Source organism: Bradyrhizobium sp. cf659 (assembly GCF_900113725.1).
Classification (GTDB): domain Bacteria; phylum Pseudomonadota; class Alphaproteobacteria; order Rhizobiales; family Xanthobacteraceae; genus Bradyrhizobium.
The window spans coordinates 215,412-227,504 of sequence record NZ_FOQJ01000005.1; the positions used below are offsets into that span (position 1 = coordinate 215,412).

Annotated in this window: 11 protein-coding genes; 3 read left to right on the top strand and 8 right to left on the bottom strand. The window is 64.7% G+C overall.

Annotated elements, in window-relative coordinates:
* Window positions 1-25: 25 nt before the first annotated feature.
* Both BM118_RS23055 and BM118_RS23060 read right to left on the bottom strand, forming a co-directional pair.
* Window positions 26-1,132 (bottom strand): efflux RND transporter periplasmic adaptor subunit, encoded by a 1,107-nt coding sequence (locus BM118_RS23055; protein WP_092187779.1) that lies wholly within the window; start codon window positions 1,130-1,132, stop codon window positions 26-28.
* A 235-nt stretch (window positions 1,133-1,367) separates the two neighbouring features.
* Window positions 1,368-2,699, bottom strand: coding sequence for an MFS transporter (locus tag BM118_RS23060; protein WP_092187780.1), 1,332 nt, complete (start codon window positions 2,697-2,699; stop codon window positions 1,368-1,370).
* Between the two features lie 80 nt (window positions 2,700-2,779).
* Between BM118_RS23060 and BM118_RS23065 the strand changes: the two genes are divergently transcribed.
* Entirely contained in the window at window positions 2,780-3,256 is a 477-nt protein-coding gene (locus tag BM118_RS23065) for a ribosomal maturation YjgA family protein (RefSeq protein ID WP_177234635.1), read from the top strand.
* Here the strand turns inward: BM118_RS23065 and BM118_RS23070 are convergent.
* Complete coding sequence (locus BM118_RS23070; RefSeq protein ID WP_177234590.1) at window positions 3,222-4,256, bottom strand: LacI family DNA-binding transcriptional regulator; 1,035 nt, start codon at window positions 4,254-4,256, stop codon at window positions 3,222-3,224. The two genes, BM118_RS23065 and BM118_RS23070, sit on opposite strands and share 35 nt — an antisense overlap.
* 106 nt (window positions 4,257-4,362) lie before the next feature.
* Between BM118_RS23070 and BM118_RS23075 the strand changes: the two genes are divergently transcribed.
* Window positions 4,363-5,415, top strand: a complete 1,053-nt coding sequence (locus BM118_RS23075; RefSeq protein ID WP_244550202.1) for an NAD(P)-dependent oxidoreductase — start codon at window positions 4,363-4,365, stop codon at window positions 5,413-5,415.
* 18 nt (window positions 5,416-5,433) lie between these two features.
* Here the strand turns inward: BM118_RS23075 and BM118_RS23080 are convergent, their stop codons facing one another.
* The 3 genes from BM118_RS23080 to BM118_RS23090 form a co-directional block, all read right to left on the bottom strand.
* Window positions 5,434-6,600: a winged helix-turn-helix domain-containing protein gene (locus tag BM118_RS23080; protein ID WP_092187784.1), complete on the bottom strand. Its 1,167-nt coding sequence runs from the start codon at window positions 6,598-6,600 to the stop codon at window positions 5,434-5,436.
* A 115-nt stretch (window positions 6,601-6,715) separates the two neighbouring features.
* The gene (locus BM118_RS23085; protein WP_092187785.1) at window positions 6,716-6,970 is read right to left on the bottom strand and encodes a hypothetical protein; all 255 of its coding nucleotides are present in this window, start codon (window positions 6,968-6,970) and stop codon (window positions 6,716-6,718) included.
* 122 nt (window positions 6,971-7,092) lie between these two features.
* On the bottom strand, window positions 7,093-7,338 hold the full coding sequence (locus BM118_RS23090) for a hypothetical protein (RefSeq protein WP_060912949.1): 246 nt from the start codon (window positions 7,336-7,338) through the stop codon (window positions 7,093-7,095).
* 543 nt (window positions 7,339-7,881) lie between these two features.
* Between BM118_RS23090 and BM118_RS23095 the strand changes: the two genes are divergently transcribed.
* Complete coding sequence (locus tag BM118_RS23095) at window positions 7,882-8,523, top strand: OmpA family protein (RefSeq protein ID WP_092187786.1); 642 nt, start codon at window positions 7,882-7,884, stop codon at window positions 8,521-8,523.
* Between the two features lie 171 nt (window positions 8,524-8,694).
* Here the strand turns inward: BM118_RS23095 and BM118_RS23100 are convergent, their stop codons facing one another.
* Together BM118_RS23100 and BM118_RS23105 are read right to left on the bottom strand one after the other, a co-directional pair.
* Window positions 8,695-10,644 carry a hybrid sensor histidine kinase/response regulator gene (locus BM118_RS23100; protein ID WP_177234591.1) on the bottom strand — a complete coding sequence of 650 codons (1,950 nt, stop codon included), beginning with the start codon at window positions 10,642-10,644 and terminating at the stop codon, window positions 8,695-8,697.
* A 93-nt stretch (window positions 10,645-10,737) separates the two neighbouring features.
* Complete coding sequence (locus tag BM118_RS23105; RefSeq protein ID WP_177234592.1) at window positions 10,738-12,000, bottom strand: phospholipid carrier-dependent glycosyltransferase; 1,263 nt, start codon at window positions 11,998-12,000, stop codon at window positions 10,738-10,740.
* Window positions 12,001-12,093: the final 93 nt, after the last annotated feature.

The window sequence follows — 12,093 nt, forward strand, 5'->3', positions numbered from 1 at the left end:
CACGACGAAACTCGTAAGACGCGACTTAAAAGGACAGTGACGAGACGATCCGCACCCTCTGGCCCGGATCGAGCTTCTGCACGCCGAGGGCGACGATCTTGGCGCCCTCTTCGACACCGCTGGTGATGACGACGTCGTTGCTCTCGTAGGACTTCACCACCACCGGCTTCAACGTCACCGCGCCGTTGTCGTCGACGACGTAGAAGGAGGGCTTGCCGCCTTCGTTGAACAGCGCCGACAACGGCAGCCGCGCGACGCGCTCGGTGGCGGCGTCCGACAGCGTCAGCGTCGCGGTCATGCCGAGCGAAACCTTGTCGTCGGCTTCGGGCAGCGAGAATTTTGCGAGATAGGTGCGCGTCGCGGTATCCGCGGTGGGCGCGATCTCGCGCAGCTTGGCCGTATATTTCTTGCCCGGCTCCGACCAAAGAGTGACGCTGGCGGCGCCCGACTTGGCACGTCCGACCAGCGTCTCAGGGATCGCGACGACCGCTTCCTTCTCGGCAAAGCGGGCGACACGGATCGAAGCCTGGCCTGCGGCAACCACCTGGCCGGGTTCGATCAGCGTTGCGGTGACGACGCCACGGGCGTCGGCGTTGAGCGTCGCGTAGGAAAGGGAATTCTTGGTCAGTTCGACCGAGCGCTCGGCCCGGTTCAACCGTGCGCGGGCCTCATCGGCGGCGGCGCGGCTCGAATCCATCTGCGCGTCCGTGGTCCAGCCCTTGGCCTTCAGATCCTTGGCGCGCTGCTCGGCGGCGGCGGCCTGGGCCAGCACGCCGGTCGCCGCGGTCTGCTCGGCCACGGACTGCTCGGCCTGGAGCTTCAGATCGACCTCATCGAGGGTGGCGAGCGGCTGGCCGATCTCGACGGTCTGGCCGACTTCGACGAGGCGCTTGGCGACCTTGCCGGCGACGCGGAAGCCGAGATCACTCTCGATCCGCGGCCTGACGGTGCCGACGAAGCTCCGCTCCGGGGTTTCGGCATCATAATGCGCGGTGGCGACCAGAACCGGCCGTGGCGGCTCGGCCTTCTCGGCGACGGTGTCATTGCACCCGGCCAGGGCTGCGGCCATCAGGGCCAGCGACACACCCGCCAAGAGCTTGGAATAGCTGGATAAAACCGACCGGACGAACATCGGGAGGACACTCCTGCGACTGCAATGAGAGGAATGTCGACTAATCACTGATAAAAGTCAATAATCGTCAGTCATCAGGAATCTGTGATCGTTAAGGGGTGGTAACCCTCCGTCGCCCTGGCGAAAGCCAGGGCCCATTACCCCTGAAGTCGGTTGCTGGGAGAAGCCGTCTCCCCGCGCCCCCCGAGAGGAGCCGCGGAGTATGGGCCCTGGCTTTCGCCAGGGCGACCTTGGCTCATCGCCCCTGTTCGGCGAACTCGTGCTTGCTGTCGTGGCGGCCGACAAACACCAGGATGCCGGCGATGAGAGGCAGCACCGCGAGCACGAGCAGGCCGGTCGAGGTCTGCCCGGTGGCTTCCTTGACCCAGCCGATCAGATACGGCCCGCCGAAGCCGGCGAGGTTGCCGATCGAGTTGATCAGGGCGATGGCGCCGGCCGCGGCCGTGCCGGACAGCCAGGCAGTCGGCAGGGTCCAGAACACACCAAAACAACAGAACACGCCGATCGCGGCCACCGTCAGCACCACCATCGTCATGGTGGGATCGGTGAGATAGGAGGAGACGCCGAGCGCGACCGCGGTGAGCAGCAACGGCGCGCCGACATGCATCACGCGCTCGCGTGTGGCATCGGAGTGCCGTGCCCACAGGATCATCGCGATGGTGCCGAACAGATACGGGATCGCGGTGACGAAGCCGGTCTGGGCATTGGTCAGGCCGAACGCTTTCACGATCTGCGGCAGCCAGAACTGCATGCCGTAGAGCGCGCCGACGAATCCGAAATAGATCAGGCTGAGCGCGATCACCTTCGGCGAGGACAGCGCTTCGCCGAGCGACAGATGCTTCACCGCCTGCTTGGCCGCGATTTCCGAATCGAGCTTCGCCTTGAGCCAGGCCTTCTGCTCGGCCGAGAGCCAATCCGCCTTCTCCGGCCTGTCGGTGAGATAGAACCAGGTGACGATGCCGAGCAGCACGGAAGGAATGCCCTCGATGATGAACAGCCACTGCCAGCCCTTCAGGCCCATGATCCCATCGAGCCCGAGCAGCAGGCCCGAGACCGGCGCCCCGATCACGGTCGAGACCGGGACAGCGATGGCGAAGGCCGCAAGGAAGCGGGCGCGATATTCGGCCGGATACCAATAGGTGAGATAGAGGATGATGCCGGGGAAGAAGCCGGCTTCGGCGACGCCGAGCAGGAAGCGCAGGACGTAGAAGCTCGTCACGCCGCTGACCATCGCCATCAGCGCCGAGATGATGCCCCACGTCACCATGATGCGGGCGATCCAGCGGCTGGCGCCGAACTTTTCCAGCGCCAGATTGCTCGGCACCTCGAAGATGAAATAGCCGATGAAGAAGATGCCGGCGCCCCAGGAGAAGATCAGCGGCGTGAACTTCAGCTCCGCATTCATGGTCAGCGCGGCGAAGCCGAGATTGACGCGGTCGAGATAGGAGAAGAAGTAGGCCAGCACCAGGAACGGGATCAGGCGCCAGGAGATGGCGCGGATGGTCGAGGTCTCGACTTCCGTCTTGGCTGTGCCGGCGGAACCGGCAAAGGTCGTGGTCTGGCTCATGGCTTCCCCCCAGGGTTGTTGCTTTTATGGGCTGATCCGGGGTTTTGAGCATCGCCGCGAAAGAGTCAATGGAGCAAGCAATGCATGGGGCGCAGCCGGCCAAACCCATTGCGCCACTTCGGACATCCCTGGTCCGGGCCGGGCTGGCGCTGGTCGTGATCGTCTGCGGCCTCTCCCTGCGCTGGTACGGCTTTCCGCTCGGCCTTCCCGCCTTCGTCGTGAAGTACGGCGGCTCGCTGCTGTGGGCGACGATGGTGTTTTTGCTGGTCGGGGTTTTGCTGCCGAAGCTGTCGCGGATGCAGCTTGCGGCCATCGCGGTGGTGATCGCGGTCGTCGTGGAATTTTCCCGGCTGGTGCATGTGCCGTGGCTCGATGCGTTCCGGCTGACCACGGCCGGCGCGCTGCTGCTCGGTCGTATCTTCTCGCTGTGGAATCTGGTCGCCTACCTCATCGGTATTGTCGTCGGCATCTGGCTCGACAGCCGCGTCGCGAGAAACCGGATCCAGCCCCGGCCAAGCACGCTCAATTCGCAACAGGCCGCGTCGACCCGCGAATGATCAGCTCCGTCGGCACGGCGAGACCACGGCCGCGCTCGATCTCATCGCCGCGCATCCGCTCCAGCAGCATGGTCGCGGCATGGCGGCCCATCGCCGCCAGATCCCACGCAATCGCCGTGATGGGCGGCGTGTGCAATTCGGCGAGATCCGAATCGCTGCCGGCCACCACCGAAATCCCGTCCCCGACCGCGATGCCCATCGTCCGCAGCGCTCTCAGGCAACCGCCGAGCATGTCCATCGCCGCGACGAAGAGCGCCGTCGGGGGATCGGCAAGGCTCATCAGCGACGCCGTCGCCCGATAGGCCTCTTCACTCGAGAGCACATTGTCGCGCAGCAGCCTCGGATCCGGCATGACGCCCGCCGCCGCATAGGCCTCACGAAGTCCCTCGAGGCGGCTGCGCGACGGGAACGCCTTGGTGTCGCCGACAAGCATGGCGATTCGCCGGTGCCCAAGGCCGAGCAGATGGCTCGTAACAAGGCGCGCGCCCTGGCGATGATCGGCTGTGACGCGATCCAGCGCCTCGATACGATCCCGGTCGATGAGCAGGACCGGCATCGGCGCCTCCGACAGCGCTTCGCGCACGTCGCGATGCTGCTCATCGCTCAGCGTCATCATCACGCCATCCACCCGGCGCCTGCGGAAAGCACTCAACAGGGCGATCTCGACTTCGGGACGATTCGTCGTGCTCGCCAGCAGCAAGGTGTATCCGGCCTCACGCAGGACCGCTTCGGCCTCCTTGATGAACAGCGCGAAGCGCGGGATGTCGAAATCACGAATGGCGCAGGCGACGAGCCGCGACCGGCCCGCGCGCATGCTCTGGGCCGTGACGTCGACCTCATAGCCGAGATGCGCCATGGCCCTTTCGACGCGCTCGCGCAGCTCCCTGGTCACCGTGGGATGATCGTTGAGCACACGAGATACCGTGCCGACCGCGACGCCAGCCTCCCGGGCGACGTCCCTGACCTTCACGGTTTGCGATCGGCGAGTCTGTGACGGCATAACGCTATATGAACCGGTTCACAGCCTCAGGCAAGTTCGTCCGATCAGGATTTGCCTCATAATTAGACGATCTACTCAGACACTGCTTCCAACGATCGCCCCGCTAATGAACCGGTTCATTGACTCCAGCGTCGAACTCGCCACAATGGCGGCGGTGAAAGGTCGCGCGAGGAGACCTCACCCTCCATCGGACCGGTCGGAGACAGGAGATAGCTCAGCCATGCAGCAGCCCAAGATCGCCTTCGTTGGATTTGGCGAGGCCGCGCAATGCTTCGCAAAGCATCTCGCGACCCAGACCCGAGCGCAGGTCGTCGCATTCTGTCAGGGCAAGACGAACGCGCCGCCCTACTCTCAGGCTTTTCGCGCGGTGGCGGCCGATTGTGGCGTCATGCTCGCCGATCGGCTCGAGGATCTCACGGACGCGGACGTGATCTTTTCCGCCGTCGTCGTTGCCGTCGCGGCTGAGACGGGTGAGGCCATTTCGAAGATCGTCCGTCCCGGCTGTCTCGTGGTGGACATCAACGCTGCGACCCCGCGAACGAAGAAGCGTATCGCCGAAGCCGTCGAGGCGCGCGGAGGCCTGTTCGCGGATGCGAACCTGATGGGCTCCGTCGATCTCTATGGTGCCGCGGTCACGCTCTACACGTCCGGCAGCGGTGCCGAGCGCTTCGCGGAAATCTTCAAACCACTCGGCTTCCGCATCGATGTGGCGGGTCCCGAAGCCGGAACCGCAGCGGCCGTGAAGATGCTGCGGAGCGTGGTGACGAAAGGCATGGAGGCGCTGCTGGTCGAAGCTCTGACCGCCGCGACGCTTGCCGGCGTGCGCGATGAAACCATGCGCGGGCTCTGCACGTCGATGGATGCCACCACGTTCAGCAAGTTCCTGGACATGTGCGTCCGCTCCGACGTCCTGCATGCCGAGCGCCGTGCGGTGGAGATGGATGGTGTGGCGGCGGGCCTGCGGGAACTGGGCTTCGACCCCGTGATGACCACCGCCACGACCGAGCGCTTGAGAGTCTCCGCGCGGCTGGGGCTACGGGACGAGTTCGCGCGACGTTCGGGCTATTCCGCCGACGAGGTGCTGGACCGGTACGCGCACGTGCTGTCCGGTCCGGGAGCCGAGCCACGAGACTTGCACGAACTCAGGGACAGGCCCTAGACAGGGGAATCATGACGCTCACTCCGCGAGCTGAAACCGTTCGAAGCGATCGAGCTCCTCCTCGATCACGCGCTTGAGCTCCTTGCGCCTCGCGGTCTTCCTCCCCTCCCCGACCCACGTCCATTTCTGCATCAGGAGCTTCCTGGCCTGCCGGTAAGTCTTGAGATCGAGCGCGGCGACGATCTCGTCGCCGACCAGCACCGGCAGTGCGAAATAGCCGAGCTTGCGCTTGGCCTTAGGCACATAGGCCTCGAACAGATGGTTGTAGCCGAAGATCAGGCTGGTGCGCTTGCGCTGGATGATCAGGGGATCGAACGGCGAAAGGATGTGGACGAGATCGGGCGATGGCCCCTCGCCGCCGGCCTCCAGCACCGCGGGCGCTGCCCAATGGTCCTGCCTGCCGGCGCCGTCGATCGCGACAGGGACGAGCTCGCCGCGACGCACGCGCGCGGCGATCAGGCGCGCGACCGCCTTCTTGCTCGGCGCGTCGAGATGGCAGACCGAATCGAGACTCACCACGCCCTGCGACCGCAGCGCGCGATCGAGCAGATAGGCCGTGATGTCCTTTGCCGATGCCGGTTTCGGCAGCTTGTCCCAGCCGAAATGGCGCGTCATCAGCTCGTAGGTCTTGAGCATGCCCTGGCGCTCGCTGATGGTCACGGCGCCGGTGTAAAAGGCAAGCTGCAACGCGCGCTTCGAGGGTTTGCGGCTCTGCCACAGATGCTCCTTCTCGGTGAGCACGTCATCCTCGATGTCGCGGATCGTCAGCGGCCCGGCGCGCACCAGCCGCATCACCTTGCGCGTATCGACCGGCTTCACCGAGGCGAACCATCGGTGCCCTTCGCGCCGGTGCTCGCGCATCGCCGGCAGGAAGAAGCGGAAATCGTCCGAGGGGATGTAGGACAGCGCATGGGTCCAGTATTCGAACACGCTTCTGTCGACGCTCTGGGCCTGGCGCAGATCGGCGCGGCGGTAGGACGGAATGCGGCTGAACAGGATGTGGTGGTGGCAGCGCTCGATGACGTTGATGGTGTCGATCTGCACGTAGCCGAGATGAGCGGTCGCGTCCGCAACGGCCCGCGCACCCTCGCCGAACGGGGTGCGCTCATCCAGCCGCTGGGCGTGCAGCCAGATCTGTCGGGCCTGTGTGGTGGTGAGTGGGAGCGGTTTGGGCGCGCGTGACATTGCAGGACGCAATGTAGCGGGATTCGCGCCGGGAGAAAGAAGCGGACCAGGAACAACAAAAGAAAATGCCGCGCTGCCATCTGCTGACAGCGCGGCTGTTTGATGTGGCCGGCGCCTACTTCGCCGTCATGGCCTTCTGCGACTTCATGTAGTGCATGCAGGCGCTCTTCATCTTGCCATTGCTCATGTCCGCGTTGGCCATGGCCATTTCCTTGTTCGACGCCATCTTGGCCGGCGTGTCGGCCGTGCCGCCCATCATGGCGGCGGACTTCATCATGTTGTCCTTGGTGCACGCCATCATCGCGGCCGATGCGGGGGACAGGGAAAGAGTGAACGCGACAAAGGCTGCGGTCGTGAGCAAGATCTTCATTGGAAAAATCTCCTCCGTAAAACGAAACCGGCGTCATGCCGGCCCTCGCAATTACGCATTCTCTCGCTCAGACGTTTCGCGGAGAAGACAATTTTCTTGCTGCGCTGCGAAGACGAAAGGCCTCAACGGCCGTCTTTCGGCGCTCTGGGCCGATCGCTGAGGCTGCCGGTGGCGATATCGGGCTCGCACGAGGCCTTGCCGCGCCCCTCCGCCTGGCAGCGATAGACGCTGCCGGTGAGACGGTCGACCAGCCACATGTTCTCGTCGTTCGGCCCGTCGAGGCCGACATAGCGGGAGGTCAGGCCCGTGATCAGGGTCGACAGCAGGATCGCCACCGCGATCATCGCCGCGCCGATATAGATGGGCATGGAGCTCAGGGACACAGTCCGATCCGGCGGGCCACTGCGGTAGGATTGATAATCACTCGGCCTCGGCACTGGATGGAACTCGGCTCCCCTTCGTCTGCGGTTGGTGGCGAACTCTGCTAGGCGTGCATCTGGCCGATTTCTTGTTCGCGAGCGGGCCCTGTGGAGACGGCTTTGCGACCATCGGTGTGCAAAGGTTTCCGCAAGCGAACCGGGCCTCACGGGCAGCCCCCGCTCCGGCATGAGGCTGGACCTTTGCCCGCCAGGCCCGGCCGCACGTCATCAATGTGATCTGGATCACGCCAGGATTTCGGCGTCTCGAACCCCGCACGGAAGCAGAGGCGACAATTGCTGTTCACCTCGTCGCGCCTGCCCCCGGTGCGGAGCACCGGCTGCCTGATCTCACACCCGAACCGGCCTAAACCGCGCTAGGATAACCACGGAATCTGCTGTTTCCAACGTGACGAGGATCACATCAGGGCTTTTGAACCTGCCCTACGCTCGCAGCATCAAATCGCCATAAGGCGTAACAGCGAGGATACGACAATGACCCGTTTTGATAAGTTTTTTGGACTGAAGGCGATTACTCTCACGGCCGCGCTGTCGATGACGGCGGGCCTGGCACTGGCCGGCGACAACAACGTCTCTTCCGACAAGATCCTGGATGCGTTGAAGCCGAAGCCGGTGACGCGCGGCCTCTCCGCCGGTCCGCAGGCCGATCCGGCGGTGCAGGCCAAGGAAACGACGTTCCTGAACACCGTGCGTAACCGCTCGACCCGGTCGCTCTCGACCGGCGAGCGCGAGCAGATCGCCGAGTTAGCTGCGACCAAGCCGAAGATCGATCTGGAGATCCAGTTCGACTACAACTCGGCCGACATCGCCAAGACGTCGGTGCCGTCGGTGCAGGCGCTCGGCAAGGCGCTCTCCGACCCGGCGCTGAAGGGCTCGACCTTCGTGGTCGCCGGACACACCGACGCGATCGGCGGCGAAGAGTACAATCAAGGGCTCTCCGAACGCCGGGCCGACACCATCAAGAAGTACCTGGTGCAGAACTACGGCCTCAACGGCACCGATCTCGTCACCGTCGGCTACGGCAAGACCAAGCTGAAGGATACCGCCAACGGCGCCGACCCGATCAACCGCCGCGTCCAGGTCGTCAATATGGACACCAAGACCGCGTCGAAATGATCTGGAGCATGATCCGGACCCGGAGGGCCGCGCTAGCGCAAAGTGCGCAGCGGTTTTCCGAAAAGATCATGCTCAAGCAATGATCCAAAGCGCGATGACGATTCATCCCAATCCCATCGCGCTTTAGCGACGACCCGCCGCCTGCCGCCCGTACGTCGGGCGGACCGCGGCTCAGACCGGCACCGCTGCGGCGAGTGCCTCCCGCACCAGCCGCGCAAGCTCCGCCTTGCGGTAAGGCTTTTCAAGGATCAGCGCGCCCTGCCGCAGGTGGCCGTTCGCCGCGAGCGTCTCGAGGGCGTAACCCGACGTCAGCAGCACGCGCAGCTCGGGCCTTGCGTTGCGCGCGAGCCCCGCGAGCTCCCAGCCATTCACGCCCCCGGGCATCACGACATCGGTGAACAGCAGGTCGATATGCGGCGCCACGCCGAGCGTCTGCAACGCCTCCTTGCCGTCGACCGCGGAGATCACCTTGTAGCCCAGGCTCTCCAGGCTCATGACCGCATAGGACCGGACGAACGGATCGTCCTCGACCACCAGCACGGTTTCGGAGCCGCTCTGCACCACCTCCTTCTCGACCGCCAGCGGCGCGCTCTGCGTCTTCGCCAGCACCGCCGGAAGATAGATCCGCACGGTCGTCCCCAGGCCCGGCTCGCTGTAGATCGTGACATGGCCGTTGGATTGCTTGACGAAGCCGTAGACCATGCTGAGCCCGAGCCCACTGCCCTTGCCGACCTCCTTGGTGGTGAAGAACGGCTCGAACGCCCGTTCCAGCACCCGCTTCGGCATGCCGCAACCGGTGTCGGTCACGGCGATCACGATATACTCGCCCGGCCCGACGTCGGGATGCGCGTTGTGATCGCCCGCATCGAGCGACGCGTTCGCCGTCGAGATGGTCAGGCGCCCGCCTGATGCCATCGCGTCCTGAGCGTTGAGCGCGAGGTTGAGGATCGCCGATTCGAGCTGTACCGGATCGGCGAAGGCCTGCCGGAGCGCGGGATCGGAATGCGTGGAGATCTCGATATCCTCGCGAAGGGTCCGTCGCAGCAGCTTGTGCATGGACTCGACGAGCCTGCTGCATTCGGTCTCCACCGGCCGCAGCAGCTGCTTGCGGCTGAAGGCGAGCAGGCGCTGCGTCAGCTCCGCTCCGCGCTCGCCGGCGCTGCAGATGTCGTCGGCGAGCCGCTTCAAATCCCCGCGCGCCGCCAACTGCTCGGCCAGATGTTCGGCGTTGCCGACGATCACGGTGAGGAGATTGTTGAAATCGTGAGCGATGCCGCCGGAAAGCTGCCCGACCGCCTCCATCTTCTGCGCCTGCATCAGCTGGGCCTCGGTGCGCTTGCGATCAGTCAGATCATGGATCATGCCGACGAAGATGGACGAGCCGTCCTGCTTGGCCTCGCCGACCGAAAGATCCATCGGGAAGGTCGAGCCGTCCTTGCGCCGGCCCAACACCTCGCGGCCGATGCCGATGATCTTCTTCTCGCCGGTGACGAGGAAATTGCGAATATAGCCGTCATGCCCGGAGCGGTAGGGCTCCGGCATCAACATCCGAACGTTCTCTCCGAGGACCTCGTCGGCGTGATATTTGAAAAGGCTCTCGCAGGCCGGATTGAACTTCAGGATGATGCCGTCGGAATCGATCAGGATCACGCCATCGACGGCGGTGTCGACGACCGCGCGCAGCCGCGCCGCGCTCTCGCGCAGCTCCCGCTCGACCCGCTCGCGCCCGGTGAGGTCGTGAACGATGCCGACGAAGATCGACTCTTCCCCGGTCCGCTTGGTCTCGCCGACCGAGAGGTGCATCAGGAAGGTCGAGCCGTCCTTGCGCTGCCCCACCACCTCGCGGCCGATACCGATGATCTTGCGATCGCCGGTCGTGTGATAATTGTGCAGGTATCCGTCATGAGCGTCGCGGTAGGACGACGGCATCAAGACCTTGACGTTCCGGCCTATCACCTCGTCCGCGGGATAGCCGAACAGGCATTCGCAGGCCGGGTTGAACATCAGGATAGAGCCGCCGGCGTCGATCAGAATCACGCCGTCGACCGCGGTGTCGACGACGGCGCGCAGCCAGTCGGCGTTGGATTGATCCGGTCTGGCGATACGCTCCTCCGTTCCCACCTGCCTCTCCAATTCCAAAGATGGCGGCCAGTCCACACGCGCTGATTGATTCAGGCAAGAGGATTCTACCGGGCTTATGCACGCAAGCGGGCACTAGATCCAGCTCTGGAACAGCATCAGCCGGTTGAAGCCCTGCATCGACGTTCCGATGAAGGCCGCGGAGATCGGCAGCATGATCGCAAAGCCGATCGCGGCGAGGCCGACATAGGCCCACAGCAGCCAGCGCGGCAGGCCGTTGCGGCGCAGCACGTAGACCAGCGCAAGCGACGCCACGGTCGCGGCCGGCAGATAGTAGTAGATGAAACCCAGCGTGCGCGGCAGCAGCGCCCAGGCGAGCCAGGGGCCGAAATAGAACGCCGCGATCAGGAACGCATCCCAGCGGCGCGCGACGATAACGTCGCGCAGCACGACCGCGAGCGCGGCCAGCGCCGGCCACAGCACCAGCGGGTTGCCGAGGAAGACGATCGCGGAGACATTGTCCTCCGCCGTCTTGTCGAACAGGAACCACACCGGGCGGGCGAGCAGCGGCCAGGATGGCCACGAGCTCATGTAAGTGTGGCCGGCGATCGCAGTGGTGGTGTTGTCGGCGAAGATCCGGCGCTGCGCCTCGATCAGGTCGGGCAGCGACAATCCATAGAGCGGGACGAAAGCGGCAAGATATGTCATCGCCGGCAGCACGGCGAAGCAGAGCGCGACATGAAGTGCCCTGAAGTCGGGCCAGAGGTCGGGCCGATACCAATCGTCCGGCATCGCGTCGGCGAACAGCGTGCGCCAGCCCTGCATCAGGCGGATCACCGCGACGATGACGATGCAGATGCCGAGCGGAAACAGGCCGCTCCATTTGCAGGCCGCAGCACAGCCGAACAGGCTGCCTGCCACCGCGAACAGCGCATGCGGCCGCTCCCTGCGAAAGCCATGCATGAAGGCGGCGGTCGCGAGCAGTCCGAAGCCGAGCGCAAAGATGTCGAGCATCGCGACGCGCGCCTGCACGTAGAGCATCTGGTTGAAGGCCGCGATCAGCGCCGCGGCGATTGCGGGCCCTTGCGCAGCGAACAGCGCGAGGCCGCACAGATAGATCGCGACGATCGCGAGCGCGCCGAACAAGGTCGCCGGATAGCGCCAGCCGAGCGCGTTGTCGCCGAACGCCGCAATCGATGCGGCGATCAGCTCCTTGGCCAGCGGCGGATGCATCGGGTTGAGCATCGGTTGCGACATCGCGGGCGCCAGCATCTGTCGCGCAGCCGGCACATAGTGCACCTCGTCGAAGACGAATTTCTCCGGCGTGGTGAGACCGATCAGCAGCGCCAGATGCGCCATCAGGAAAATTGCGACAGCAATCACTGCGCTCCGCGACATCTTCGGAACCGCAGGCAATTCGAGCGGCCGTTGTGGGGATGTTTTGCGTGGCAAATCTGCTTCACCGCGGAGAAAATATCGATTGCGCTTTCC

What these genes read in the sequence shown, in the direction of transcription:
- BM118_RS23055 (WP_092187779.1), bottom strand. Translation starts at nt 1,132, where the DNA reads ATGTTCGTCCGGTCGGTTTTATCCAGCTATTCCAAGCTCTTGGCGGGT.
- BM118_RS23060 (WP_092187780.1), bottom strand. Translation starts at nt 2,699, where the DNA reads ATGAGCCAGACCACGACCTTTGCCGGTTCCGCCGGCACAGCCAAGACG.
- BM118_RS23065 (WP_177234635.1), top strand. Translation starts at nt 2,780, where the DNA reads ATGCATGGGGCGCAGCCGGCCAAACCCATTGCGCCACTTCGGACATCC.
- BM118_RS23070 (WP_177234590.1), bottom strand. Translation starts at nt 4,256, where the DNA reads ATGCCGTCACAGACTCGCCGATCGCAAACCGTGAAGGTCAGGGACGTC.
- BM118_RS23075 (WP_244550202.1), top strand. Translation starts at nt 4,363, where the DNA reads ATGAACCGGTTCATTGACTCCAGCGTCGAACTCGCCACAATGGCGGCG.
- BM118_RS23080 (WP_092187784.1), bottom strand. Translation starts at nt 6,600, where the DNA reads ATGTCACGCGCGCCCAAACCGCTCCCACTCACCACCACACAGGCCCGA.
- BM118_RS23085 (WP_092187785.1), bottom strand. Translation starts at nt 6,970, where the DNA reads ATGAAGATCTTGCTCACGACCGCAGCCTTTGTCGCGTTCACTCTTTCC.
- BM118_RS23090 (WP_060912949.1), bottom strand. Translation starts at nt 7,338, where the DNA reads ATGCCCATCTATATCGGCGCGGCGATGATCGCGGTGGCGATCCTGCTG.
- BM118_RS23095 (WP_092187786.1), top strand. Translation starts at nt 7,882, where the DNA reads ATGACCCGTTTTGATAAGTTTTTTGGACTGAAGGCGATTACTCTCACG.
- BM118_RS23105 (WP_177234592.1), bottom strand. Translation starts at nt 12,000, where the DNA reads ATGTCGCGGAGCGCAGTGATTGCTGTCGCAATTTTCCTGATGGCGCAT.